Genomic DNA, 26,357 nt, shown 5'->3' with positions numbered 1-26,357 from the left:
TGCATTACAATGTACTTTTATATAAAACAGTGCTGAAAACACAGCTCATTAATTTTTAGGATATCAAATGGACGTAATATTACCTTATATAACCAACCCAACCTTATGGATTACAATAGTTGCACTATACACATTGCGGAAAAGTGTTGTTTTTGTGCCACAAAATCGAGGCTTTGTTATATACACACTAGGGAAGTATACAAAAACGCTAAGTGCAGGTATGAATTTTTTAGTACCTTTTGTTCAGTCTATTGCCGCAGATAGAAATCTAAAAGAACAAGCGTTGGAAGTAAATTCACAGTCAGCCATCACAAAAGATAATATTTCTTTGCATATCGACGGTATATTATTTTTGAAAGTCACTGACGCTGCCGCGGCAACTAACCAAATTACTGATTATAAAATGTCGGTTATTCAATTGGCTATGACATCAATGCGCAACGCTATTGGCTCAATGGAGTTGGATGATTGTTTTCAAAATCGAGATATCATTAATGCCAAAATTTTATCGTCAATGACTGAGGCAACAACGCCTTGGGGCGTTATGGTTACACGCTATGAAATAAAAGATATCTCTCCCCCTCAGTCAATTAAAGAAGATATGGAAAAGCAAATGACTGCCGAGCGTGAAAAACGCTCTGTTGAACTTACCGCAGAAGGGGTGAAAACCGCGGCAATCACCAGAGCCGAGGGTGAAAAAAGAGCTCGAGTATTAGATGCCGAGGCAGCAAAAGCGGAACAAGTACTCGCGGCAGAAGCGTCAAAAGAATCACAAATTTTGAACGCGGCAGGTAAAGCTGAAGCGATTCGATTAGTGGCAATCGCTGAAGCTGAAGCATTGAAAATGGTCGGAGATGAAGCAAAAACTGAAAGTGGCCAGTCTGCAGTAAGATTAACCCTTGCGCAAGAAGCAATTAAAGCCCATCAAGCTATCGCAAGTGACAGTACTGTGGTGCTTTCAGATGGAAGAACTGGCGACAACATTGCGAACACAGTGGCGCAATCAGTTGCCATTGCAACGTCATTAAAAGACAGCTAGTAATAAGGTTACATCAGGAAATACTATGGAATATATACTCGATAATCACGACAACGTACTCTATTTAATCGGCGGTTTGGCTTTAGTTATAGAACTCACCATAATGGGGTTATCGGGTACCTTGTTGTTTTTTGCACTGGGCTGTATTTGTACAGGTGTATTAGTCTCTTTAGGTGTTGTGTCGACTTGGCAGTATGAAGTACTCCTTGTCGGCTTAATTTCAACCGTTTGGGCTGGGGTTTTGTGGGCTCCATTAAAAAAACTCCAAGGAACCGATAAAGCTGTAGACACAAGCAGTGACATGATTGGTATGAAAGTGGTTGTGAGCGCGGTTGTTACAAACACCAGTGGTGCAATTCGCTATTCGGGTATTGATTGGCAAGCAAAGTGTTTTAACCAAGACGAATCAACCAATATTGATGTTGGTACATCAGTGACTATTAAAGCTGTTGAAGGTACGGTCATGCTGGTCGAATAGCTTGCTTCTATATAAACCAAAGCTGCGTTGCTGAAAATAGCAGTATAAACCCAATACTGGTATCAAATATCCGCCAACGTAACGGTGAGCTCAGTAATACTCGAAGTTTTGGAGCGAAGGTCGTTAAGCTACCAAACCAAAAACATGAGGCGACACATGCCCCTGCAGCAAAGTAGCTCGGATGAGCTTGCAAAGCACCTAAGCTGCCCAATAACACAAGAGTATCAAGATAAACATGAGGATTAAGTAAACTAATGGCCAAAGCCGACAATGCGGTTACACGCCAATGTTGCCTCGAACTATGAGTTATATTTAACCCTGAGCTTCCTTTTATTGCTCTAGTTAATGCGCCAAATGCTAAATATAAAAGCATTGCGATTCCAGCATAGGTTAGCCAAGGAACTAACGAAGGTAGCAGCAGTTTAACTTCGTTCGCGATAAATACCCCAGCAATGATTAGGCTGGCATCACATGCAATGCAGACTGTAGCGATAACTAAGCGGTTGGCACCTGCCATACTTTGGCTAAGCACCCAAATATTTTGCGCGCCAATCGCAACTATTAAACTTAAACCCAGAAAAATACCAGAGAAAAAAGAAACCATATTCCATCCAAATATCGACATTGATGTCGTGTTGTCGTAAATACTACTGGGAATATTTAAAGTAGTATAATGAATATTATTATGGGGCTATGAGTAATATTCATGATTAATTATCAATTATTAGAAGCGCTTGCTGCGATCGTTTCGGAAAAGGGGTTTGAAAAAGCTGCAAGAAAACTCTTTATTACTCAGTCTGCTGCAAGCAGAAGGATCCGCCAGCTTGAATCCATTGTAGGAGAGCCCGTGTTAATTCGCTCTCATCCACCTATATTGACAGCGACTGGCAAACGTTTACTGAATCACCTACAACAAGTAAGGCAGTTAGAAGTCGCTTTAGGTATGAATACGCTCGTTGAAAGCGAAGGTTATGATCAGCCCTTAACCATAAGGTTAGCAACTAATGCAGATTCATTGGCAACTTGGTTGCCAGAAGCGTTGGCCGTTGGCGATAAGTTAAAATTTGAACTAGTTGTAGAAGACCAATCTGTCACTCTCAAGCGTATGAAAGCGGGGGAGGTGATGGTGTGTATATCTTCAGATGGCGAGCCTGTGAACGGCGCGGCTGTTATTCCATTAGGTTCCCTTAAGTATAAAGTTGTTGCCAGCGCGAAATGGGTGGATCGTTACGGACTGGATACTGATTTAGGCGAATTACCGTGCCTAGTTTTTGACGAAAATGATAAGTTACAACACCAATTTTTGGCAGACTTTAATTACTCTGCACCTCAATATATTCATTATTTCCCATGCTCTGAGGGGTTTAAACAAGGGGTTTTGTCAGGCTTAGGTTACGGCTTATTACCCGAGCTACAAATTGGTGATTTGATAGATAGAGGTGAACTAATTGATTTAAAACCTGACTACGTGATTAATACACCTTTGTTTTGGCATTATTGGCACACTGAAAGCCCTCAGTTAAAGGCCCTACGCGAGCATGCTATGTCTGTGGCTAAGATAAAACTTGAGCAATGACAATAACTGCTGCCACAAGGGTTAGTCGATAGCGTTAATTTCGCTTATAATCCCCAGATGTTGAAGAAACACACATGTATGTTGATATCCCTGAGATGCAATTAGCGGGTAGGGGTTGAACGATTAATTACCTGTATAGATAGTGTTTTAATAGATTCATTTACAAAGATATTGAGAGTTAAAAATGAAAGTAGGTTTTGTAGGCTGGCGTGGAATGGTTGGCTCAGTATTAATGGAACGGATGTTGGAAGAAGGTGACTTTTCAGCAATCGAACCTGTATTCTTTTCTACCTCCAATGTTGGAGGTTCTGCCCCTGATGTTGGTGTTCAGGCTCCGGCCTTACAAGATGCGTATAGTATTGAAGCACTAGTCGAACTTGATGTGATTATTTCCTGCCAAGGGAGTGGTTACACCGAGAAAGTGTTTGCTCCTTTGCGAAAAGCAGGCTGGGATGGTTATTGGATTGATGCTGCATCCTCGTTGCGTATGAACGATGATGCGATCATTGTTTTAGACCCAGTGAATAGTAAGCTGATTCAGCAGGGCTTAGATCGCGGTGTTAAAAATTACATCGGTGGTAATTGTACTGTTAGCTTAATGTTGATGGGACTAGGAGGATTATTTTCTGAAGGTTTAGTCGAATGGGTAAGCGCTATGACCTATCAGGCAGCCAGTGGAGCTGGTGCGCAAAATATGCGCGAACTTGTGACGCAAATGGGGCAAATCCACGCAAGCGTTGCTCCCGAATTGGCTAACCCATCCTCTGCAATATTGGATATCGATCGCAAAATCACTGCTGCTATGCGTGAAGATTTATCTATCGAACGTTTTGGCGCGCCACTTGCCGGTAGCTTGTTACCCTTTATTGATACACAGCTCGACAATGGCCAAAGCCGAGAAGAGTGGAAGGCGCAAGCGGAGAGTAACAAAATTTTAGGGTCTGATGGGGCGCCAATTCCTATGGATGGTACCTGCGTGCGCATTGGTGCTATGCGTTGCCACAGCCAAGCATTGACGTTGAAACTTAAAAAAGACGTACCGCTAACAGAAATAGAGCAAATCATCGCTCAAGCTAACGATTGGGTGAGCGTTGTGCCCAATGATCGTGAGCAAAGTATGCAGTCGCTGACTCCCACAAAAGTCACAGGTACTTTGTCAGTACCTGTTGGTCGATTGCGTAAAATGTCCATGGGACCTGAGTTTTTGTCAGCGTTTACTGTTGGCGATCAATTGCTTTGGGGAGCTGCGGAGCCTCTACGCCGTATGCTAAGCATATTGTTAAATAAGTAGTTGCGACACTTAATGGCCGTGAAATAGCGGCCTAAATTTTTTTACCTCCATAAACGGAATCAAAAGAATGAAACTAGGAAAAACCTTAGCGAAAATTGTTTTTATATGTTCTTTTGTATCAGCTATGAGCTTTGCGGTGCCTGCGCTAGCTGAAGTCGATACAGATTTTTCTGATGGTGTACGTGGTGACCCTGCTGTGCTGGAAGAAATCCGTGATCGCCTCGACTTATGGTTGACAGCATTCAATGCGAAGGACGCAGATGCGCTCTTCGATCTCTATCATGATGACCACATTTATGCGCCTGCGGAGTCTTCTATCATGTACGGTGTGCCAACTGTCCGAGCATGGTACACAGAGGCATTTCCCTTCTTCAAAGGTAATCTTCTATTTAAAGAAAAGGGGATGTTTCACGATGGGCGTATGGTTCTGCAACTAGGTGAATATTATTTGCAACCAAACGCAGAATCGCCTGCCGATATGCCAGTGATCACTGGTGGAGTAGCATTGGTGTGGTACAAAAATGCAGAAGGCGAATGGAAGTTAATCTACGACACAGACAATAACCCTCCTGGAATTGAACCATCTACATTCGATGGGAAATGACGCTGGTTATTCAAAGGTTTTAATTCGAATATAAACGAGAGAAGCGAGTGATTATCTTCTCTTCTTTTTTAAAGATGATTCTAAAATACATAGGCTAGTCGATAGCGTTAATATGCCTTATAATCCACGTTACTAGTGTGATTTCTCAGTTTTAAATAAACGGTAACGAAATTAACTCAGTAAAAAACAGTCCAGCATTACCTATAAATAAGGTGTTTACGCATTTTCTTATTAAAAATACTCAAACCAGCTAACTTAAAACGCCTAGCATACCGGCTGGCGAAAAAGCTAATCATTGTTCCCCATAACCAATTAGAAAAAGTCACTCTAAAAAACATTGACTCTAGCTGGTTATCCACGGGCGAAGACCCACAGTTTATTATTCATCCTGCAAGGCGTTTTCCTAAACGGCGCTTTAACAAAGGCTGGTATCTTTTACGAATAAAGATAAACGAAGTTAATCACCAGACGCATGTAGCTAAGCTTTACTCCAATTTACAAAAAGGAGAGTTAACTTGCGTTGATGTACCTTGGCACAGTACCAAGTTTGTAAACAGGCTTTTCTATCTAGATAAACCAAACGCTATGCTTAGGTTTGATCCCTGTGAGACTGAAACAGAGTTCACCATGAATAGCTTTATGGTTTCGAAAGTACCTTCATTTATTGCAATGAGGTATATGAAGCAGCAATTAGCGGTACACCTCAATCACGTAGACAATCTAGAAAAATACCTGTCAGCGCACTTCAAACTAAATGGAGGGGCCCGTATTGATACTGTTTACGAGGAATACAATAAAATATTTAGTAGTGGCGTGATAGAGAAAAGCTATCCATTTTGGGTGAAACATGATGAACCGTTAGCAATACAAGAAATGCAGCAGTCGTTTAACTCCGAGCAATCTGATGTCGCATATTCTATTGTTTTGCCAACATATAATACCGACCCTATTTACTTAAAAGAGTGTATTGATTCAGTCATAAATCAAACCCATAGCAAGTGGGAACTATGTATCGTAGATGATGCTTCAACCAATAGCCAAACCATTGATGTATTGAAGTCATATCAAGAAAAGTACTCGAATATCAAAGTCAAATTTCTTAAACAAAACGGACATATTTCCAAATCAAGCAATGAAGCTTTAGGTATGGTCAGTAATGACTATGTTTTATTGCTAGACCATGACGATACTCTACCACAGCATACCTTGTCATTTTTTACACAGGCAATATCTGACAATCCAAAAGCAGAGATGTTTTATGGTGATGAAGACAAAATAGATGAACATGGCAATAGACGTCAGCCACACTTTAAACCTGACTGGAACCTAGATTTACTATTGAGCCAAAATTACATTTGTCATCCAGTTGTATACAAAACCAGTTTGTTGAAGGAGATTGGAGGATTTAGGCTTGGAGTGGAGGGCGCTCAGGATCATGATTTATTATTAAGGGCGACGGCTTCACTTAGTCGTGAACAAATTGTTCATCTTCCTTATATTCTTTATCATTGGCGAGTTATTGAAAATTCCACTGCGTCTGACGCTTCTGCGAAACCCTACACCACTGATGCGGGAATTGAAGCCATTAACAACTTCATTTCCGAGTATCATAAAGATGCTAGAGTAGAGATGGGTACGTACCCGAACACATACAAAGTGAATTGGCGTTTACCTAAAGCGCTTCCTCTGGTTAGCTTAATTATTCCCACTAGAGATGGTTATGACATCCTCAAGCAATGCTTAGAATCTATATACCTTAGAACGTCGTACAGCAATATAGAGATTATTGTTGTGGATAACCAAACTACCTGCCCAAAAACCTTATCGTTGTTTTCTGAATACTCGAATGAAAAAGATAATTTCAGATTACTAAAATGGAATAAACCTTTTAATTATTCTGCTATTAACAACTTTGCTGTTTCACAGGCTCGAGGCGAGGTTGTGGGGCTGATTAACAATGACATTGAAGTTATCAACCGCGAATGGCTTAGCGAGATGGTGTCTCATGCACTAAGAACGGAAATAGGTTGTGTTGGAGCTAAGCTTTACTATCCGAATAATACGATACAGCACGCAGGTGTTATTCTTGGTATTGGTGGTGTGGCTGGGCATTCTCACAAATATTTTCACAGAAGTGAACCCGGTTACTTTACCCGTTTACAGTTAGTTCAAAACATGTCTGCAGTGACTGGAGCTTGTTTAGTGGTGCGGAAATCTATTTTTGAAGAGGTGGGCGGTTTAAATGAGCGAGATCTAACCGTAGCATTTAATGATGTAGACTTTTGTTTAAAAGTACATGCTGCGGGTTATAGAAATTTATTTACGCCTTGGGCAGAGCTTTATCATCATGAATCTATCAGTCGTGGAGAAGAAGATACCCCGGAAAAGATAAGTCGCTTTAATAAAGAATGTGACTATATGAAAGAAACGTGGGGTGATCTTTTAAATGCCGATCCAGCTTACAATCAGAATTTATCATCTACACATGAAAACTTTGGTCTTGATTGATTGGGTGTAAGACGGTTTATATCAGACTAAGCTTTTAAAGGTTAGCAACGACAATTTTAAGCTTCTTAATTTAAAAAAGTCGGACGCAATATTTAGTTACTTAAAAAGAGTATTTCTTGGAGTAAGAACTAAAGTCAAGATTAGTAATTTTGGAACAAAAAACACAATGAAATACCAATGGGTTTTATTTGATGCGGATGAAACGCTTTTTCATTTTGACAATTTATCTGGGTTAAAACACATGTTTGCCCAGTACGGTATTGGCTTTAACGAACAGGATTTTGAACAATACCAAAACTTAAATAAGCCGTTATGGATTGAATATCAAAACCATCAAATTAACGCTGAAGAATTACAAACGCGCCGCTTTGAATATTGGAGCAAGAAACTTAATATAAGCACCAAGCAATTGAATGCGGATTTTTTAGACTCTATGTTGAACATATCAACGCCGTTGCCGGGAGCGCGAGAGCTGATTGCTTTTCTTCATCAGAATAACGTTAACATGGGGATTATTACGAATGGGTTTGCCCGGTTGCAACAGCTCAGGTTGGCCCGTACCGAATTAGATACCTACTTCCCTTTGTTGGTTATTTCTGAGCTAGTAGGCGTAGCGAAACCCCATAACACTATTTTTCAATATGCGTATGAAGAAATGGGATCGCCGGATAAAAACAAAACGCTTATGGTTGGTGATACTCTAGCTTCGGACATTCTGGGTGGTAACAACTTTGGGTTTGATACTTGTTGGTTAAATCACAATGATGTTACATGTTCAGAGGAAATAACGCCTACGATAGAAGTCCGTACGTTGAAGCAATTATTGGAACATTTGATGAAAGGTTAATGGGTTTAAATGCAATGAATGACTATCGGCTATTCTATTAACGTTATCAGTTTTTGCTGTGAATCGCTCCAACGAGCATTGAAATAACTTAACGCAACTTTGCGTTCTTCTGCACATTTCACAAAGGTTTTTTCATTGGTCGTATTGTGGATACATTCAGGCGATTCTTGGAAAAAACTCTCCCACGCAATCCGCTTATTGCCTTTGAAATTGTGATAGCTACTTACCTTGATATCTTGAGTGATAGTGTAGCGTTTTTGTTTCTTCTTCTTTTTCGACTCAGAATTAACAGTGGATTTGGCCACTACAAGGTTGTTTTTTTTAGGCGATGATGATTTTTTGGCTGAATTTAAACAGTGTAGGTAGGTTTGTTTGGCTTCTCTATGTCGTTCCCTGCGCCGTTCAGTTACTTTATCTTGACGCATAAGGTTATTCCAATAATCAGCTTTTTCTTTCTCTTTTTGGCATGACGCTGCAAATGAATTTGGAATGCAACACAGGCAAACTAAAAAGATGATGATAAGCTGATAAAAGGTAACGTACTTCATTTCCATATGGCCTCTCTCCTTGATAGATAATTAGAATAAATGAGCCTCTAAACCTATTCAATAATTACCTTAAGTGTTGCAAGAACTCACTTATATTTATAATTCCGACTTTTCCGGTTTTGTAGCTGCCTCAATCTAGAAAACAACGAACGCCAATTGCTTTGCCCTATTTGTTAAAGAGAACAAAGCGATAGGTGATTTTACGCAAATACAACGGTTTTATTTTTATGAATAATAACGCGGTCTTCTAAGTGATAACGAACACCATGAGCAAGGGCGTTAACTTCACAGTCTTTTCCTTTGCGTACCATGTCTGCCGCATTGTCATTGTGGCTAATGCGTTTAACGCTTTGCTCAATAATAGGGCCTTCGTCTAGATCGGCAGTCACATAATGGCAGGTTGCACCAATCAATTTAACACCTCTATCATAGGCCTGTTGATAGGGTTTTGCTCCAGCAAATGAGGGCAAAAAACTATGATGAATGTTTATAATTTTACCCGCAAATTTACTGCACAGAGAATCAGGCAGAATTTGCATAAACCGAGCGAGTACCGTTAAATCAACCTTGTATTCTTCAATTAAGGTTTCAATTTGTTGGAAAGCCGCCTCTTTACCTAAAGATTTGAAGTCGACCCAATGAAACGGCACCTTGTACCAATCGGCAAATTGTTTCATTTGCGGGTGGTTACCAATAATGCAGGGGATGTCGCAGTTCAACTCTCCGGTATGCCAGCGATGAAGAATGTCTACCAAGCAATGAGATTCTAAACTAGCGAGTAGGGCAACTTTGGGTTTGTTACCTGAATCAGAAATTTTCCATTGCATGTTGTATTTATTTGCGACAACAGCAAAGGCTTCGACAAACTGTTCGTAATTTAATGCTAAACCATCGGCGTTAATTTCGTGGCGCATAAAAAATTGACCGGTTTTTAAGTCGGTGTGATGGCTCGCTTCAATGATGGAAGCGTTATGCTGAGCTAAAAATTGAGAAACGTGAGCCACAAGACCAATTTGGTCTGGGCAATCAATAACAAGGCGGTAAGTTTGTGACATGCAAAAAAGCAATTCGTGTTTTATTTTACGGTCTGTCTTTTTAACGCCTGACAGCGGTAATGTAAAGCTGATTAACACTGAAATTAGCGATTTTGGTCATGATCTCGCTTTTTAATGGAAATTTTCGGTAGGTCGGTGTCAAAACTATGTAAAAAACGCAGAAATGCCAAACTGAATCTCGTACAAGAGAATGCTAAACTCCTTGTAATGAATAACTCTACGCAAGAATATAGTAGTGACGTTACACTTCCCTGTTGATGATATTTGCCCTCAATTATGTGAAGCATTTAAGCATAAAGATATCGTTTTGAGTGCGCCGCCAGGTGCTGGTAAATCAACACGTGTACCTCTGGCGTTGTTAAAGCAATTTCCTAATAAGCGTTTTTTACTACTTCAGCCAAGGCGAGTGGTGGTAAAACATTTATCCCAGTTTCTTGCAAAGCAATTAAATGAGCCTTTAGGCAAAACTATTGGTTTCCGTATGCGCGGCGAGTCTAATGTTTCGTCCTCTACACGGTTAACCATAGTGACCGAAGGTGTATTAACTCGGATGTTGCAAGACGACCCCGAATTACCGGACGTCGATGGTATCGTATTTGATGAATTTCACGAGCGCAGTGTACATGCAGATTTAGGCTTAGCGTTTGCCATTGAATGCCAGCAACAGCTGAGAGAAGACTTACGCCTTTTGGTTATGTCTGCCACTTTGGATATTAATGCACTGACGTCTTTAATGCCCAGTGCACAAGTACTTTCAAGTGATGGGCGAATGTTCCCAGTGGAAGTTTCTTACAGAGGTGATTGCACATTAGACGACCTATGCCATCGTGTTGTGAGCACAGTTCGCCATGCAATATTGCAACACCCCAAAGGCAATATCTTAGTGTTTTTGCCCTCCGCAAAGTTCATTCGTCAATGCCAGCGATTACTATTGAATGAAGATGTACTTGTTTTATCTTTGCATGGGGGCTTGTCGTTACAAGAACAGTCCGCTGCTATTCAACCCCAGGCTAACCTCCGAAGTGTGATTTTAGCGACCAATATTGCTGAAACCAGTTTAACCATTGAAGGTGTAACTGTGGTGATTGATTCTGGACGAGTGCAAGAAGCAAAATTTGAATCGCTAACTGCGTTGACGGCCTTAACTACGAAAATGGTGTCTCAGCCTTCAACCATTCAGCGCATGGGACGAGCAGGGCGCTTGAGCGACGGTTATTGCTATCGGTTGTGGTCAGCGTCAAGTCAAGAACGCTTAAATAGGACTACGCGTCCAGCAATCAAAGAAGTGGATATTACGGCCCATTTATTAGATGTGCTGGTGTGGGGAACACACTTTGACCAGTTGGCCTTGATTGACCAACCTGATAAAGCACAGCTTGACCGTGCATATCATATTTTGTCCTTATTGGGCTTTTTGAACTGCGACAATGTTCTGACTTCTGCGGGACGAGCCGCTCATCAATCTGGATTTCATCCTCGAGTGGCTGCTATGTTGTTAGCTTCCATACATCATTCGCCTGAAGTGATAGTGGCAAGTTGTGTTGCAGCTTGTTTAATTGAACACGGCAATGATGTGAATATTGAGCTTGATTCTGTTGTTTCTTTGCTTAATTGGGTGCAGTTAAAAGGGACTGTGCAGCGCAGGACATTATTAAAAAGTATTGGGTTTTGTAAGTTAGTATTCGATGGAAATACCCAAGCGATATTAGAAAATTTAACTCTTAGTGATATTGCTGCAAGTTTTGCTATGGCCTATCCAGAGCGAGTGGCTTTTCGACAAAAAGGCAATCAATACAAACTGGCTTTTGGGCCTCGTTTCAATAGCGAAAATCTCCCGTTAACCAGTGAATGGTGTGTGTTAGTAGAAGGTATATATCAATCTACTGGCTCGTTATTGCCTTTTAAAGCCCTGCCTTGCGATGAAACGACACTAAAAGAGCGAGTTCCCACTTTATTTTCAGAGTATCAGTCACTTTCTGTTAACCCCCAAAAAGGTACTATAGAAGCTAGGTTAATTAGTAAGTTTGGTGAAAGTGAGTATTTACATAAGCCGATACAAATTACACCTGATTTCGATTGGGCTGGGGCATGGATAAAAGCAATTCAATCGGGCTCGCTAAATAATGTCCCCGGTGAACTGCCGCTAGATTCAGCAGGAGAGCAATGGCTGTATAGAGCTAAAATAGCGGTGAATTTAACGTTGGAAGGTTTTGAGAACGAAGACTTTTCAAATCAAACACTGTTAGATCGCAGTGAAGAGTGGCTAAATCACTCATTGTCACACTGTAAAACCTTGAAACAGGTTCACGCATTACCTTGGGATCGTATGCTAAATAATATGATTTCATGGCAACAGCAACAGGTACTCGACAGCCAATTGCCCTTGACTTTTAAAGGACCAACGGGTCACCAACACGCCATTGAATACCGCCTTCACACTCAAACAGAACAGGCACACTTTTCAGTGCACTCTTCAGCACGCTGCGGGGTAAAGCTGCAGGCCATGTTTGGTGTTAGGGCGCCGATTATGTTAGCCAATGGCAAATTAACACTTACCGTGGATTTACTGTCTCCAGCAGGTCGACCACTACAAACAACCCAAGATTTAGGTGCGTTTTGGCAAGGTAGCTATCAGGAACTGGCAAAAGAAATGCGCGGCCGCTATCCAAAACACCCTTGGCCGGAAAACCCAGCAGAAACTAAAGCTATGATGGGAACAAAACGGGCTCACGGTATATGAGCCCACAAGGTTAATAACCTGCGCGGCGCATTTCTCGTGTCGCTATTTTTTGCGCCCGATCTAAGGCTTGCTCGACAGTGATTTCACCCTCTAACGCTTTAGTTATTTGCTGCCCTGTGAAGCCTGCAATAGAAACAAACTCGGGAATAGGCACAAATTGAACACCTGAATAGGGCGAGGGTTTAAGCGTATTTTTATTTGGATCTGCACTATTAAGAGCGGCCAGTTCAGCACTCGCAAAATCCCCCACCGTATTTACATAAGCAGGTGTATTATAGGTAGATGAACGGGTACCTGTAGGCACGTTTTCCCACCCATTATTGGCGGCAACTAGTTGTATATAATTTTTTGACGTCGCCCAGTTTATAAAGGTTTGTGCTGCGTCGACGTGTGCTGCTTTTTTCGGAATAGCTAAAGACCACGCCCAGAGCCAACTTGCTCCGTTTGTTGTTTCTTGATACGGAGCTTCAACATATGACCATGAATTGGCAAATTTACTTTGTTGCGGATCAGTTAAGAATGAAGCCGCTACTGACGCATCGACCCACATGCCACATTTACCTTCTCTTGATAACGCGAGTATTTCTGGAAAGCTATTTTGTGCTGGGTTTGGTGGACCGTACTGATTAAGTAGGTCAACATAGAAGTTAACGGCCTTGTTCCATACATTGCTATTGATTTCGGGTTGCCAACTCATATCAAACCAGCGGCCCCCAAAGCTATTAGCAATAGTCGATATTAATGCCATATTGTCTCCCCAACCTGGCTTGCCCCGTAGACAAATTCCATATACGCCATTGGTTGGGTCGTGTATTGCTTCGGCTACTTTTTTGACCTCGGTCCAAGTAGGTCTACTATCAAAAGAAACTCCTGCTTTTTTAATTAAATCCTTACGGTACATTAGCATTGAGCTTTCACCGTAAAAGGGCGCGGCATAGAGGTCATTTTTATATGATAAACCACTGCGAATAGCTGGCAATAAATCGCCTACGTCGTAGTTTTTTTCCAGTTGTAGCGGAATAAGCCAATCGCGCTTAGCCCAAATTGGGGTTTCGTACAAACCGATTGTTACTACGTCGTAGTTGCCTCCCCCAGAAGCAATATCAGCCACAGCTCTCATACGTAAACTGCCCTCGTTGAAGACATGCCATTTTAGCTTAATATCAGGGTATTCCTGTTCAAATTCAGGTGTTAATTTTTGCATTTCTATCATATGCGCATTATTAACAGTGGCGATATTTAGTTCTGTGGACAATGCCGGTTTGCTAAGCCAAATGGACAAAAATGTAGCGATATAAGCAGATGTTTTTTTCATTATTTCAATCCTAAAGGCTTAACAAGCATGTATTTTGTGATAGCAAAAAAGAGCAATATACATCTAAATAATATGTTTTTTAGATAACGTTTGATAAATAATCTAAGTTATTGATCTTTCAAAAGCTGTCAAATTAAATAATCAATACTAATATTAAGAGAGAATTATTTTTTTGCCACTGATTGGCCGAATTATTACACCTAGATGGGAAATAACGTTATGAGCCGTATATTCAATATTAATTTATCAACCAAGATCACCTTGAGTTTTTCTCTAATAGGGGTTCTTTTCATCGCTATGGTGTTATTCAGTTACATTAATGGTAAGCAGGTTATTTCAGGCCTTACACTAATTAACGACGAATCATCTCCAGTTATTCTTTTTTCATCTAAGACAAACGAGTTAGTTAAAGCAACAGAACCATTAGTGCTAAAGTTATTATCAAGTGAATCAGCGGATGAGTACGACATAGCAGCAAAGCAGTTGAACTTGAATAACGAACGCATTGGCTTGTCGTTGTCGGAATTTCAAAGTCTGAGCCTACATGGTGATTTTGCTAATACAGTTAATGGCACTGTTTCACAATTGAAAGTGGAAATGGACAGTGTTGATGAAAGCACAAAGCTGATGATAGCAACTCAACTAGACATAGTTAATGCTATAGAAAAATCACAGAAAATAATTACGACTCTTGATACGTTAAGAGAACAAATTTCGCCACTCCTTTCAGGAATTCTAATTGAACTAGAAGACGAGTCGGTATTGTCTGTAGTTAATGAAATAAACGCGTCAGTTATTTCTGGAATGTTGGTTATTGAGAGAACAGCGAATGCGGAATCAATAGCTACGTTGAACGAAAGTAGAAGTCAATTTGTGAGTTGGCAAAATCAACATTCAAACTTATTACCAGCACTTATCTTTGCATCTGAAGAGGCCCAATTTCAAAATTTCGTTCGTGAATTATCGAAACTAACTTTGTCGTTGTTGAACGCAGTAGAAGGTAATGATGGATTACTAGCAATTCAAAAAAGCAGATTAGAATTAATTGAGCAGCAAAATGAAGACTTTACTAAATTACAAGCGTTAACGAGCAATGGGAGTGGTTTAACTGGGCTACTATTAGAAAAGTCATTTTCTCAAAACCAAGAGCTTTCTACGAGTATCAATAAAAATACAAAAGAACAGAATAACTTAGCGGCTATTGTTGGGATCTGTATTCTTTTGGGTATTATTGCATTGTCTATTTCTATGACTCGCTTTATTAAAAAAGCAATTAGTAAGTTCATGGATGAATTAGATGCGCTATCTAAGGGGGTTTTAAGAACAATGGAGCCTTCTAAATCGAATGATGAGTTTGGTCAATTAAATGGATACCTGATACAGGTCGTGAATAGTTTGAAGCAAACTGTTTTAGACATTGAAAGCTCTTCCCAGAAGGTTGAGGCGTCAGTGGATTTAGTTGTAAATAGTTCTAAAAGTACTCTTACCATAGTAAATCAACAGAAAACAGAGTTAGATATGGTTGCTGCGGCGTTGGTAGAAATGAGCTCTACGGCTAGTGATGTTGCTCAACACACTGAGAAAACACATGAATCAGTCGTCGAGGCAGTAAGTTTAGCAAACGATGGTCGTGACAAAGTTCAGAAAAACTACCACAGCATTGAGCAAGTATCTTCACAAACAAACGAGACGCTTTTAGCTATTCAAAATCTGAACGAAGGTGTTAAAAACATCGAAAGTGTGGTTGATACAATTACCGGAATCGCCGAACAAACTAACCTATTGGCGTTAAATGCCGCTATTGAGGCAGCTCGTGCGGGGGAGCAAGGTAGGGGGTTCTCTGTCGTTGCTGACGAAGTAAGAACATTAGCGACTCGAACCCAAACATCTACTTTAGAGATCCAGCAAAAAATATCCTCAATGGTGTCGGATTCTAAATTGGCAGTAGAAGTGACTGAAAAAAGTGAGGTATTGGTAGATGAGAGCCTGAAGCAAGCTAAACTTGCAGATGAGATTATTGCTAACTTCGAAAGTAAAATGTCAGACGTGCAGGATCTTAGTTTTTTAATTTCAACTGCTGCTGAAGAACAAGCATCGACCGTTAATGAACTTGATAAGAATATTAATCAAATTGCGTGCTTGGCTGATGAAACCAACAACAAAGCAGAATCGGCAAAAAATGAAGCTATATCTCAAATAGCGATTGCTAAGAACTTAGAAGAAAATGTGTCAAAATTCGTTTTTGAACGATGAGTTTAGTGCTTTACAAAATCTTGCTCGTTTCGATCGCCATATGAGTGATCAATTTTCAAAGTGGTAGAGAAAGGGATTGAAGAAGAGTAATTGTCATTATGCCAATATTGCGACGTTGCTCTTCTTTAAGGGGATAATTTTTTAAATCTCTTTGTGAAGCATACTTTAAACCTTATTTTATTCGTTAGGGCATACTAACTTCTTGGCGGGATATTATTTAACCAATAAGCCATATCAATGAACTCACCAGATATTGCACTAATTGAACGAATTCGTACTTTACTTGATTGTTATGAACTGGAATTTGACCAGCATGTTCAATCGTTGTGGAGCGGCTATGGGCAAATCGTAAAGCTTGTAAACCCGACTTCGAAACAGCGCTACATTGTAAAGTGGGTTGCTCCCGATGGGGCTGAAGAACACCCTCGTGGGTGGGATGGGGCTGTGGGTCATGACCGAAAAGTAACGTCTTATCAGATGGAAAGTCATTTTTATCAGTATTATTCCCCACATACTGATTCATACTGTCAGGTCGCTAAATTACACGCTCATGATGTCTGTGGCAGCACTCGATTAATTATTATGGATGACTTAGATGCCGCTGGGTTTTCAATTCGGTTAGCCGAGGCAAACTGGTCACAACTAAAAATAACACTGCGTTGGTTAGCGTATTTTCATGGATGTTTTATGAATACAGATGCCGATGGCTTATGGCCTGTAGGAACCTATTGGCATTTGGCGACTAGGCGAGATGAATGGCAATCTATGACTGATAGTCCATTTAAAAAATATGCTGCTGATATTGATAGTGCATTGAATAATGCGAAATTCCAAACCTTGGTACATGGCGACAGCAAGTTGGCTAATTTTTGTTATCACACAAATAGTAAAGACGTGGCAGCGGTTGATTTTCAATATGTAGGTCGCGGATGTGGCGTAAAAGATCTCGCTTATTTAGTAGGCAGTGCTTTACATGAGGATGACCTTGCGGTTTACGGAGATAGAATTTTAAACGAATATATTCATCAGCTAAAACTGGCTGTGAAACATTACAATATAAATCTCGATATTGATGAATTAGAACAGGAGGTGCGTTTTTTGTATCCAATCGCTTGGGCTGATTTTTATCGCTTTCTTCTTGGGTGGAATCCGAAAAGCTGGAAGATTTGCGGATTTATGAGGCATATGTCCAAGGTTGGCTTGTCTCGTGTAATCTAACTAGATTGCTTTTTACCCAGGGCTGATATTATCGAGCCAAATACGACTAACAAACCACCGCAATAAGCCCATATATCCAGTTCTGGCTGGTGAAAACTTTCTGGCATTATGTTTTCTGCAATTCGCATACTGATATAAGTAAAAATGGGCTGGGTCGCCAAAACAGCACTGACTTTGGACGCATACCAAACGCGAATGGCTTCAGTGAATGCGCCATAAGCAAATAAGGTATTTAGACAGCAAAACACTAACGCGTAAAATTGTATGGAAGATAGTGATGTAATACTACTAAGCTGGCTGAATGGAAGCAGCATTAAAGCGCCGATAGAATAAATAATAACGGTTAACTGTTGCGCGCTTAATGTTTTTAATAGTGGTTTTTGGATAAGAGCGTAACATGCCCAAACGATGGCAGAGCCTACAAAAATAACAATGCCTAGTACGCTTTCAGTTTCTGATTCAAAAATAGCAGGGAGTCTTTGGTTAAAAAATAAAGCTAAACCCGCTATTAACATCAAAGCGCCGATAAGTTGAGGCCGAGTAAAGTGTTCTTTATATAGGATTATGCCACCGAGCATTAAAGAAAAAGGAGCGAGTTGTAATACAACTTGAGCACTCGATGCATTGAGGAAGCGAAGGCCTATGACGTTAGAGATATAATTTGCTAATAAGAAAACCGTTGCACCTGTAATGAGATACAAAGTTCGTTTAGTGAGGATTTCTTTTTTTGGCAATGAGCGTTTTGAAAGTAATACTATAAATACAATTAAAGCTGCAAAGCCAAATCGGAAGAAGGTGATTGTTATACTGTCCATGCCGGATAAGCATAACAATAAACCCAAGGGCAAAAGGCCCCACAAAACGGCGGTTAGTAAAGATAACAGGAAGCCGTATAGGGGGCGTTGGAGTTGGTTCACAAGTGATACTCGTTTAAATAAATCTTATTATCCTTTATCTCTCTTTTGGTTTTCTCCGTGGCCAGGTTCTGGGGCTACGCTTTTGCCTACTATTAAACGAGAAAAGGTGACACTTGAATAGTTGCCGTTGGCTTTATCTTCTTCCCAGTTACCCGTTCCAGGACAAGCAGGATACCAAAAGCCGGGATCGTCTTTTGTACTGCACTGGTTATACGCACCAGCTTTAAAGTAATTATAGTCCAGTGTGTATCCATAGGGGTGGTCGTATTTATCTACATCGCCATAGGCATCAATAGCGTTGCCTAGGTTTATTCTGTATTTCACAGTCTCATGGCCTTCAGCTTCAAAGGTTAAATACATAACGTCTTCGTGCACGTTTACAACGTAACTAAATTCTTCGCCTAGCGAGATACCTTGTTCACCGGGTTCGTTAGGATCTAACCACGTATTACCAAAAACAGGGTAAGCAATGTCTATACGGTTTTCATCGGATTTTGGAAGATTGCGCTCGTAGGTCCAAAAAACCGATCCCTTTTCATGGTTAGGGTGCTTTTTAAAGTAAATTTTGAGAGGTTCGTTTCCCCAGCCAAAGCCTTTAATGGGTTTTTTCCACTTAGTTGCATGTATTTGCCCTACTACTACAGAGTAAGCTGGGCCTTTCTCTGGGTATTTTGCATTTAATGAAACATGGTTCACTTTTAAAGTGGCTTCCATCTTTCCACCAATTCGCTTGAATTTTTTTGCGATAGGGTTACTTGCAATGGTGAAATTATTTTTTGGATCGTGGGTTTTTATCCGTGAGGATTTGCCACGAAGCATGTGACGAAGTTCACTACGAGTATTCGTTGTATTTTTAGTAGTTGTGGCTTTATTTGGAGTAGAAAAGACCATCCCACCATTTTCATCTAGATAGAAAAAATCCGAATGTTCAAATTTTTTGATATCTTTAACAGAAACCTGATCTGGCTGACCGTCGTTATTATCGTCTGAGGGTAAGGTGATATTCCATTCGCTCAAATCAAATTTATCTGCAGGAACATCGGCAATTGCTGTTCCAATCCCGCTGGTTAAAAACACAATGGAAACTGCTATTTTACTGTGCTTTAGGTAATTAGAAAAAGACCTCATAAAACCTCATTTATTTGTTTGAGTTAATACATTGAACACTTCATTTACGTTTTTTAGTTTTGGAACAAGTCAAATTAATATTCTTAGAATTATATTAACAAATAAAACGATATAGCCCTAGCGTCCATTATGCAAAAGCAAAGCGATAGGTGAAATTAGGGGGTATTCATTTCGTATGATTTTTTAGTTCAGAATAGTTTTGAATTCAATCTATATCTCCTTGAGGTGTGGCTTTTAGAGCTTATAACACTGCTTAATATTAATGCTTTAATTAAGCGAAGATTAAGATGAAAGTTTGTCTCGTTATTTGTAATAAACAAAGAAAGTTAAAGACTAATATTGAATAGTTAACTTCAGGAGCAATACGACGGAATGCGAAAAGCCAATAAACTTAGATTGTATCATCTCATATTTGTGGTTTTTATTTATACCTTGGGCTTTCAATATATGCCTACTGAAATTCAAGCTCAATCAGAAAAACTACTTTTTATTTTGTTTTCTATTGCCTTTTTTCTTGTTATTCCGGTGGCACATTGGTTCTGTATAATTAAAACTGGAAAGCAACAGCTGTGGCGGACTATCGTACCCTTTTCGCTGAGTTCTTTCGTTGCTCGATATACATTTCCAGAAGAAATAGCGACCTATTTCGAATTTATTACTTGGTTAAGATACCCTTTAATGGCAATGCTCTTGGCCATAGAGTTTTATCTTATGTATGTTGTTATTAAAGGGTTGTGGCAGGCAAGGCACTTAAAAGGCGACCCTAGAATTATTGCGTTAAGTCAGCATTCTGACGATAAAAAAAGAAGTATGGCATTTATGTTAGCGACGGAGCCTGCCAGCTGGTTTTACGCCATTCCGCGCTTTTCAAAAAATCACCCTGAAGCCTTAGCAAATTTGAACTTATTGTCAGCAAAGCGTTGGCATTTTTTGGGAGTTTGTTTGGCTTTAGTGGCTATCACTTTTATGTCGTACTGGCTTGTTTCTAGTTTTAGTCAATGGGGAGCAGTTGCGCTGGCGGCATTTGTTCTTTATGGCTTAGTACTGCTAACAGCCAACTACCGTATCTCTCGTCACTTCAGTTGTTATATATCGGAATATGACAATCAAGATAAGCAGCTAGTTATCAATAACTCTGTTTGGGGCTTGTTGTGTGTACCGATAGCACAATGTGAAAAAGTAGAGAAAGGCCAATTCGAATCTAAAGACAACCAAGATTCGCTATTTTTAGGACGTGGTGAAATAGCGAATGTAAAAATCACATTTAGTAACGAACAAGTTTATCAAGGAGCGATGGGACAAATACCAGAAGCTATTGAAGAGGTTTTTATACACCTAGATGAGCCGTCGTTCTTATTAAAACGAATTTCGGAATCATCACGACCATAATTAATGCGAAATACGCACAAGTTAAATGCATTTAGGGCCATTTGAAGTGAACTTTGCCTATGGGATATTAGCCGAGTTAACACTCTGCTAGAACTATGGTTCAAACAAACATATATTTAAATTTGATAGGAAAGTAATTATGAAGACGTTAAAACTATTTTGTATTCTGGTGTACATCATAAGCATGCTGATTAGCCCAATGAGTTTTGCAGCTGAGGAAAATCTGCTAGATGAAAATGGGGTGATTTTGCAAGGATATGATACCGTTGCTTATTTTACTAAAAACGAGCCAGTTAAAGGGGATGCAGGTATTTCTGCGCTATATGATGGTGCTATTTACCATTTTAGTTCTGAAAAAAACCGAGACTTGTTTAAATCAAACCCAGCTCAGTATGCGCCTCAATATGGCGGATATTGTGCTTATGGTGCTGCCATTAATAAAAAGTTTCCAATTAATCCCTCTGTGTTTGCAGTTGTTGATGGCAAGCTTTATGTTAATGCCACTGAAGATGTCGCAAAACTATGGGGTGGAAAGCAATCAAGTTTTATTGGCGACGCAGACAAGGCATGGCCAAAAATTCGTGAAATAGCAGCAGATAAACTGTGAATTAGACTGCCCTTCGTGCTTTAGCAAGAAGGGCGTTTTTAACGTCACTTAAAGTCATTTCTTGTTTTGCATGCGTCTCAAAAAATATGAGCATGGAAAATAAACGATTACCGAGTTTGGGTTACAACATCCATAAGATCTTTCGATGGAAAGCCATCAGCGGTTAAATTCAATTTCTGTTGTGCTTGGCGTATACCATTTCGTGTCATTGGACCCATTATGCCGTCTGGCTTACCGACTTCAAATCCTTGTGTATTCAAGTAAGCCTGTAGAGATTTAATGGTTTGACGGGTATATACAGGTAAGTCTGGCAATGTAGCTTTCAAAGGTGAACCACCGATAAGCTGATCGGCCAAATTACCTACAGCAATTGCGTAAAATTCCGAGTTATTCCAGCGCATGATCGTTCGAAAGTTCTTATAGACTAGAAATTTAGGACCTGTATGCCCAGCTGGTACAACTAGATAACCCTCAACGTCGGCATTACCTAGTTCACTGCCATCCGCTTTTTTTAGTCCCAATTTGGCCCATTCGGTAATGCTTTGTTTGTGTTCTCTGCCCATTAAGCCGTAATTAAATTCTTTTGGCAGTTGTACTTCTCTGCCCCAACGCAAACCGGGCGTCCAGCCAAGGTTAGCGAGAAAGTGAGCGGCACTTGCTAGTGCGTCTTGTTCACTATTCCACAAGTCTATTTTATTGTCGCCATCACCATCTATTGCGTAATGCTTGTAAGCTGATGGCATAAATTGCGTGTGGCCCATTGCTCCCGCCCATGAACCCACCATTTGTTCGGTTGTGAGTGATTCTCGTTGCATAAGTTCCAGCGCCACAACAAACTCTTGAGTAAAGTAGCTCGACCTTCTTGGGTCGCAAGCCAAAGTCGCGAGTGAATCGAGAACGGGCATTTTTCCTTTATAATTACCAAAATTTGTTTCTAGTCCCCAAAAAGACAGTATGTAATGGGCAGGTACGCCATACTCGTGAGTTAATGAAGCCAAAAAGGATTTGTGTTTGGCGTACATTTCTTTTCCTTTATTAATACGCCAGTCATTAACTCGCTTAGAAAAATAAGAAGGGAAGGTTTGTACAAATTCTGGTTGTTTGCGGTCAAGCTCGATAACTCTAGCTTGGTACTGTAAACCATCAATAACGGGTGCTGCTAATTGTTCATTTACACCAGCCTGAGTGGCTTTTGATAATAGCTCAGGTTTACACGTGTTGAAGGCGAGTTCAGCTTCGGTTTGCTCCGCACTAACAGAAAAGCAGATAAAAGATACAACAATGGCAGAAAAATAATGACGCATAAATAATCCTGATAATATAGAACCATTGTGGTTCTATTAGAGTCCCGTTTATCATAAGCAAATAAACGCCGTCAGTGAAGTAATACAAGATGTATTGGAAGGAAATATTTTGAGTAAAAAGCCTTGGAAGCGAAAATTGTTTGTTCGATTGTGTATTGTCGGTTTTACATTGTTGGGTGCCTACGGACTGTATTTAGACGCACAAATTAAACATCGCTTTAGTGGCAGTATTTGGCAAGTTCCGGCGCAGGTTTACGCTCGACCAATGCAATTGTCGGTTAATGCCGAAATTACCCGAACTGAAGTTAAAGATGAATTGGCATTATTGGGGTATCGAAAAGCATCAGATGTGACAAGTAGCGGCACTTATTTTTTTACGACCAATACCTTAGTTATTTATCGTAGAGCTTTTCATTTTCCGAATGGCTACGAATCAGCAAGACGTTTAAAGGTGTCCTGGAACGGAAATCGTATTGTCAGTATTGTTGACTTGTCCTCTCAGGTGTCTATTAAACAAACTCAACTGGAACCTTGGCTGGTTTCGCGTCTGATTACTAGTAACAGAGAAGATCGGATGTTGTTAGATCAACAAAGTGTTCCCGAGACGTTAATTGACGCGCTAACACTCACTGAAGACAAAGATTTTTATCATCATCATGGGATAGCACCGAAATCTATCTTACGTGCACTTGTGGCTAATGTGGTTGCAGGTAAAACGGTTCAAGGAGGAAGTACGCTTACTCAACAATTAGCTAAAAACGTGTTTCTTACCAGAGAACGCTCGTTAGTAAGAAAAGCGAAAGAGGCCATGATGGCCATAGCGATTGATGCTAGGTACAGTAAAGATCGCATTCTTACGGCCTATTTAAATGAAGTGTATTTGGGTCAAAATGGCGATAATGCGATACACGGTTTCGGTTTAGCAGCGCATTATTTCTTTGACCGACCTTTAAATGAGTTGCCCATTCAAAATTTAGCGTTACTGGTAGGCATGGTGAAAGGGCCATCTTATTATAATCCTCTGCGTTACCCAGAAAGAGCATTAGAACGAAGAAACTTAGTGTTACGTATTTTGTTCGAGAACAATGCCATTGCTAAAAATGATTATGAGCAAATGATTTTATCGCCTTTAGGTTTAGACCCTTCAGGTACGCTAGCCAGTGGTAAATTTCCTGCTTTTATGGAAAAGGTTCGAAGTGAATTGGCAGATATATTAGCCCAGCCGTCACTTCGGGAATCAGGAGTGAAAGTGTTTACCACTATCGATATCAATGCGCAGCGTAGGGCAGAAAAAGCACTGGTATCTACATTAGATAACAAACAAAGCAGTGTTGGAGTGGAATTAAACGGGGCGATAATCGTTTCTGACAATCAAACAGGCGAAATTCGCGCTATGGTTGGTGGTCGAAGAGTTGGCTTTAAAGGCTTTAATAGAGCCTTAAATGCATATCGACCTATCGGTTCTTTGGCTAAGCCCATTGTATATTTAACCGCGCTTGAAGATCCTATTCAGTATAACCTTGCAACACCTTTAACCGATTCGCCTTTGAGCTTACCTGATAAAGATGGACGAACTTGGCAACCGCAAAATGCAGATAAAAAATTCAGGGGGCGAGTTCCTCTGATAACCGGACTGACTGACTCTTTAAATGTACCTACGGTGCGTTTAGGTGTTGAAATTGGGCTAAAACCGATTATTGATAATTTTTATCGTATGGGCGTGAAAAGCGCCATTCCTAACGTTCCTTCGATTACTTTGGGGGCCATGGCGCTGTCAGTTTTTGAAGTTAATCAGGTATATCAAACGCTTGCGAATGCAGGGGAATACGCACCATTACATACGGTGAATTCCATTGTTTCTGCGAAAAATGCATTATTGTGGAAACACGCTGACTTCAAAGCTCAAGTTGTGGATGAAGACGCAACATATTTGACAAATTATGCGTTACACCAAGTGACTCAAACAGGCACTGCAAAACGCGTTGGGAGCACTTTTGGTAATACCTTTATGGCGGGTAAAACGGGCACAACTAACGATTATAGAGACAGTTGGTTCGCAGGCTTTGACCGCCGAAATGTGGTCACCGTTTGGGTTGGCAATGATGATAACAAAACAATTAACCTGTCCGGCGCGTCAGGTGCAATGCCAGTGTTTATTGCATACCAGAAGCTGCAAGAGCCCAAATCGCTAACCCAGCGCTTCCCTAGTAGCTTGGGCATTGCACATTTTGATTCACACACCGGCGAGCGTATTTTCCCAGGGTGTGGGTCCACATTAAGTGTGCCGGCCATATTAGATGTTCTTCCCACTGAGGCAACGAGTTGTAATGTTTCATCACCGAGCACTAATCATGCAAAGAAAGAAGAGAAGGTTTCGTGGTGGGAAAGAATTTTTGGAAATTAGTTAACCTGAATCCTGTTTAAGGAATGGTGCAAGTGTTTGTTTGAAAGTGCTAATTTTAATCTTGACACTCGGTGCTGTTAGAATTGTGAAGTGCAAGGCGTAAAAGTCACGTAATAGTTATTCTATTGCTGGCTTTTACAACGCAGTAATTCGCAATTCTAGCAGTATTGAGCGCCGTTTCTTAAACAGGATTCAGGTTAGTTAAAAAAAGGCGGGTTGAAAAACCCGCCAAAGCTAGCGTAACGACAGGGAGGCATATGCTAGTAATATGTATATAGCGAAAGTTATGCCATGATGAGAAGATTCTCTAAATTATTGATATTTAACGCTAATTACAAGTTTGTTTATTCTCAAATTTTAAAGCTGATGTTTTTTCGTCAGGAATTTGGCGAATTATTTAGCTTTTTGGTCAAATTTATCATCTATTCTTCTTTGTTGGGTTTCTTTGTTTAAATGCTTGTTAATATAGCTATTAATTTGCTCATTGCTGTTCTTACGACACTTCAACCTACCTCCCGTAAAATTAGATGCAATTGCCAATGCTTTTTTGGCTTTGCTCTGACAATTTATATCAACAGGCTGCGGACGATGTCTATTTTCTAATTGCTCTTGGGTATACCTTGGGGCATTTTCGATAATTTGCGTATCTTGGTTATCAAATTCAGCCTTTTCTTCTTGGTAGATTGATTCGATAGATTCGCTTTGCAAAACAGAAAGCGCATTTCTAGTTGCATCAGCAATGCTTAATTTGGATTTTACTGGTGAAGGCGCAGTCACCTCGGCAGTTGAATTTTCATTTGAAATTTGTTCTTGCTCAAAAGGTTCATCGATTGTGATTTTTTCAGGTAATGGCAAAACAGTTTCAATTGGAGTTTCAGCTTTAGCCTTAGCTTCAGGTACAACAAGCTCAGTATTAGAGGGAACTTCTTCAATATCAAAGGTGGCTTCCTCTGTAATAGTTTCAGGAGGTTCTTGGATATCTTTTGGCACTGAAAGAAAATATAAAACTGCTTTTAAAGGAGACGGTTTTTTTGGCTCCAATGGTATCGTAAGTTCGCTTTTCGCAATGAAAAAAAGAACTACCCCATGAAACAAGAGAGAAAGGGTAATTGGAACCCATTTTTTCATTTTAACTT

The 26,357-nt window shown here is 40.2% G+C and carries 21 protein-coding genes; 13 read left to right on the top strand and 8 right to left on the bottom strand.

Annotated elements, in window-relative coordinates; genetic code table 11:
* Window positions 1–67: 67 nt before the first annotated feature.
* Both J3L16_RS03175 and J3L16_RS03170 read left to right on the top strand, forming a co-directional pair.
* Window positions 68–1,039 (top strand): stomatin-like protein, encoded by a 972-nt coding sequence (locus J3L16_RS03175; RefSeq protein WP_207611435.1) that lies wholly within the window; start codon window positions 68–70, stop codon window positions 1,037–1,039.
* 25 nt (window positions 1,040–1,064) lie between these two features.
* Window positions 1,065–1,517 (top strand): NfeD family protein, encoded by a 453-nt coding sequence (locus J3L16_RS03170; RefSeq protein WP_207611434.1) that lies wholly within the window; start codon window positions 1,065–1,067, stop codon window positions 1,515–1,517.
* Between the two features lie 7 nt (window positions 1,518–1,524).
* Here the strand turns inward: J3L16_RS03170 and J3L16_RS03165 are convergent, their stop codons facing one another.
* The gene (locus J3L16_RS03165; RefSeq protein ID WP_242698629.1) at window positions 1,525–2,142 is read right to left on the bottom strand and encodes a LysE family transporter; all 618 of its coding nucleotides are present in this window, start codon (window positions 2,140–2,142) and stop codon (window positions 1,525–1,527) included.
* 81 nt (window positions 2,143–2,223) lie between these two features.
* Here J3L16_RS03165 and J3L16_RS03160 point away from each other — a divergent pair, with 81 nt between their 5' ends.
* The 5 genes from J3L16_RS03160 to yjjG all read left to right on the top strand — a co-directional run bounded on the left by J3L16_RS03160 (window position 2,224) and on the right by yjjG (window position 8,343).
* Window positions 2,224–3,093, top strand: a complete 870-nt coding sequence (locus tag J3L16_RS03160; RefSeq protein WP_207611433.1) for a LysR family transcriptional regulator ArgP — start codon at window positions 2,224–2,226, stop codon at window positions 3,091–3,093.
* Window positions 3,094–3,277: 184 nt separating this feature from the next.
* Window positions 3,278–4,384, top strand: coding sequence for an aspartate-semialdehyde dehydrogenase (asd, locus tag J3L16_RS03155; RefSeq protein ID WP_207611432.1), 1,107 nt, complete (start codon window positions 3,278–3,280; stop codon window positions 4,382–4,384).
* A gap of 67 nt (window positions 4,385–4,451) precedes the next feature.
* A complete protein-coding gene (locus J3L16_RS03150) occupies window positions 4,452–4,988 on the top strand; it encodes a nuclear transport factor 2 family protein (RefSeq protein ID WP_207611431.1) in 537 nt (178 codons plus the stop codon).
* A gap of 627 nt (window positions 4,989–5,615) precedes the next feature.
* Window positions 5,616–7,496, top strand: coding sequence for a glycosyltransferase family 2 protein (locus tag J3L16_RS03145; protein ID WP_242698628.1), 1,881 nt, complete (start codon window positions 5,616–5,618; stop codon window positions 7,494–7,496).
* A gap of 166 nt (window positions 7,497–7,662) precedes the next feature.
* Window positions 7,663–8,343, top strand: a complete 681-nt coding sequence (gene yjjG / locus J3L16_RS03140) for a pyrimidine 5'-nucleotidase (protein ID WP_207611430.1) — start codon at window positions 7,663–7,665, stop codon at window positions 8,341–8,343.
* Between the two features lie 29 nt (window positions 8,344–8,372).
* Here the strand turns inward: yjjG and J3L16_RS03135 are convergent, their stop codons facing one another.
* Both J3L16_RS03135 and purU read right to left on the bottom strand, forming a co-directional pair.
* Window positions 8,373–8,897: a hypothetical protein gene (locus J3L16_RS03135; RefSeq protein WP_207611429.1), complete on the bottom strand. Its 525-nt coding sequence runs from the start codon at window positions 8,895–8,897 to the stop codon at window positions 8,373–8,375.
* Between the two features lie 194 nt (window positions 8,898–9,091).
* Complete coding sequence (purU, locus tag J3L16_RS03130) at window positions 9,092–9,946, bottom strand: formyltetrahydrofolate deformylase (RefSeq protein ID WP_207611428.1); 855 nt, start codon at window positions 9,944–9,946, stop codon at window positions 9,092–9,094.
* Between the two features lie 235 nt (window positions 9,947–10,181).
* On the opposite strand from purU, the gene hrpB reads away from it, so the two are divergent.
* The gene (hrpB, locus tag J3L16_RS03125) at window positions 10,182–12,686 is read left to right on the top strand and encodes an ATP-dependent helicase HrpB (RefSeq protein WP_207611427.1); all 2,505 of its coding nucleotides are present in this window, start codon (window positions 10,182–10,184) and stop codon (window positions 12,684–12,686) included.
* A 10-nt stretch (window positions 12,687–12,696) separates the two neighbouring features.
* Here the strand turns inward: hrpB and J3L16_RS03120 are convergent, their stop codons facing one another.
* Entirely contained in the window at window positions 12,697–14,001 is a 1,305-nt protein-coding gene (locus tag J3L16_RS03120; protein WP_207611426.1) for a sugar ABC transporter substrate-binding protein, read from the bottom strand.
* 219 nt (window positions 14,002–14,220) lie between these two features.
* On the opposite strand from J3L16_RS03120, the gene J3L16_RS03115 reads away from it, so the two are divergent.
* Entirely contained in the window at window positions 14,221–16,254 is a 2,034-nt protein-coding gene (locus J3L16_RS03115) for a methyl-accepting chemotaxis protein (protein ID WP_207611425.1), read from the top strand.
* A gap of 237 nt (window positions 16,255–16,491) precedes the next feature.
* Window positions 16,492–17,472: a DUF1679 domain-containing protein gene (locus J3L16_RS03110; RefSeq protein WP_207611424.1), complete on the top strand. Its 981-nt coding sequence runs from the start codon at window positions 16,492–16,494 to the stop codon at window positions 17,470–17,472.
* Here the strand turns inward: J3L16_RS03110 and J3L16_RS03105 are convergent.
* Window positions 17,469–18,389 (bottom strand): DMT family transporter, encoded by a 921-nt coding sequence (locus J3L16_RS03105; protein WP_347564634.1) that lies wholly within the window; start codon window positions 18,387–18,389, stop codon window positions 17,469–17,471. The two genes, J3L16_RS03110 and J3L16_RS03105, sit on opposite strands and share 4 nt — an antisense overlap.
* Before the next feature lie 27 nt (window positions 18,390–18,416).
* Window positions 18,417–19,517, bottom strand: coding sequence for a polysaccharide lyase family 7 protein (locus J3L16_RS03100; protein WP_207611423.1), 1,101 nt, complete (start codon window positions 19,515–19,517; stop codon window positions 18,417–18,419).
* A gap of 372 nt (window positions 19,518–19,889) precedes the next feature.
* On the opposite strand from J3L16_RS03100, the gene J3L16_RS03095 reads away from it, so the two are divergent.
* Window positions 19,890–20,906 carry a hypothetical protein gene (locus J3L16_RS03095; RefSeq protein WP_207611422.1) on the top strand — a complete coding sequence of 339 codons (1,017 nt, stop codon included), beginning with the start codon at window positions 19,890–19,892 and terminating at the stop codon, window positions 20,904–20,906.
* Between the two features lie 139 nt (window positions 20,907–21,045).
* A complete protein-coding gene (locus J3L16_RS03090; RefSeq protein ID WP_207611421.1) occupies window positions 21,046–21,513 on the top strand; it encodes a YHS domain-containing (seleno)protein in 468 nt (155 codons plus the stop codon).
* Window positions 21,514–21,620: 107 nt separating this feature from the next.
* Here J3L16_RS03090 and J3L16_RS03085 read toward each other — a convergent pair whose 3' ends face one another.
* Window positions 21,621–22,817 (bottom strand): lytic murein transglycosylase, encoded by a 1,197-nt coding sequence (locus J3L16_RS03085; RefSeq protein WP_207611420.1) that lies wholly within the window; start codon window positions 22,815–22,817, stop codon window positions 21,621–21,623.
* Window positions 22,818–22,926: 109 nt separating this feature from the next.
* Here J3L16_RS03085 and mrcB point away from each other — a divergent pair, with 109 nt between their 5' ends.
* A complete protein-coding gene (gene mrcB / locus J3L16_RS03080) occupies window positions 22,927–25,221 on the top strand; it encodes a penicillin-binding protein 1B (protein WP_242698627.1) in 2,295 nt (764 codons plus the stop codon).
* Window positions 25,222–25,614: 393 nt separating this feature from the next.
* Here mrcB and J3L16_RS03075 read toward each other — a convergent pair whose 3' ends face one another.
* Window positions 25,615–26,349 (bottom strand): hypothetical protein, encoded by a 735-nt coding sequence (locus tag J3L16_RS03075; protein ID WP_207611419.1) that lies wholly within the window; start codon window positions 26,347–26,349, stop codon window positions 25,615–25,617.
* Window positions 26,350–26,357: the final 8 nt, after the last annotated feature.

Origin of the sequence: Alteromonas sp. 5E99-2, from assembly GCF_017368475.1 — a bacterium.
Classification (GTDB): Bacteria; Pseudomonadota; Gammaproteobacteria; order Enterobacterales; family Alteromonadaceae; genus Alteromonas_F.
The sequence above is the reverse complement of the archived record's forward strand: the minus strand, read 5'-3'. Positions and strand labels throughout refer to the sequence as shown.

Coding starts and splice junctions, on each gene's coding strand:
- J3L16_RS03175 (WP_207611435.1), top strand. CDS start 68: ATGGACGTAATATTACCTTATATAACCAACCCAACCTTATGGATTACA.
- J3L16_RS03170 (WP_207611434.1), top strand. CDS start 1,065: ATGGAATATATACTCGATAATCACGACAACGTACTCTATTTAATCGGC.
- J3L16_RS03165 (WP_242698629.1), bottom strand. CDS start 2,142: ATGTCGATATTTGGATGGAATATGGTTTCTTTTTTCTCTGGTATTTTT.
- J3L16_RS03160 (WP_207611433.1), top strand. CDS start 2,224: ATGATTAATTATCAATTATTAGAAGCGCTTGCTGCGATCGTTTCGGAA.
- asd (WP_207611432.1), top strand. CDS start 3,278: ATGAAAGTAGGTTTTGTAGGCTGGCGTGGAATGGTTGGCTCAGTATTA.
- J3L16_RS03150 (WP_207611431.1), top strand. CDS start 4,452: ATGAAACTAGGAAAAACCTTAGCGAAAATTGTTTTTATATGTTCTTTT.
- J3L16_RS03145 (WP_242698628.1), top strand. CDS start 5,616: ATGAATAGCTTTATGGTTTCGAAAGTACCTTCATTTATTGCAATGAGG.
- yjjG (WP_207611430.1), top strand. CDS start 7,663: ATGAAATACCAATGGGTTTTATTTGATGCGGATGAAACGCTTTTTCAT.
- J3L16_RS03135 (WP_207611429.1), bottom strand. CDS start 8,897: ATGGAAATGAAGTACGTTACCTTTTATCAGCTTATCATCATCTTTTTA.
- purU (WP_207611428.1), bottom strand. CDS start 9,946: ATGTCACAAACTTACCGCCTTGTTATTGATTGCCCAGACCAAATTGGT.
- J3L16_RS03120 (WP_207611426.1), bottom strand. CDS start 14,001: ATGAAAAAAACATCTGCTTATATCGCTACATTTTTGTCCATTTGGCTT.
- J3L16_RS03115 (WP_207611425.1), top strand. CDS start 14,221: ATGAGCCGTATATTCAATATTAATTTATCAACCAAGATCACCTTGAGT.
- J3L16_RS03110 (WP_207611424.1), top strand. CDS start 16,492: ATGAACTCACCAGATATTGCACTAATTGAACGAATTCGTACTTTACTT.
- J3L16_RS03100 (WP_207611423.1), bottom strand. CDS start 19,517: ATGAGGTCTTTTTCTAATTACCTAAAGCACAGTAAAATAGCAGTTTCC.
- J3L16_RS03095 (WP_207611422.1), top strand. CDS start 19,890: ATGCGAAAAGCCAATAAACTTAGATTGTATCATCTCATATTTGTGGTT.
- J3L16_RS03090 (WP_207611421.1), top strand. CDS start 21,046: ATGAAGACGTTAAAACTATTTTGTATTCTGGTGTACATCATAAGCATG.
- J3L16_RS03085 (WP_207611420.1), bottom strand. CDS start 22,817: ATGCGTCATTATTTTTCTGCCATTGTTGTATCTTTTATCTGCTTTTCT.
- J3L16_RS03075 (WP_207611419.1), bottom strand. CDS start 26,349: ATGAAAAAATGGGTTCCAATTACCCTTTCTCTCTTGTTTCATGGGGTA.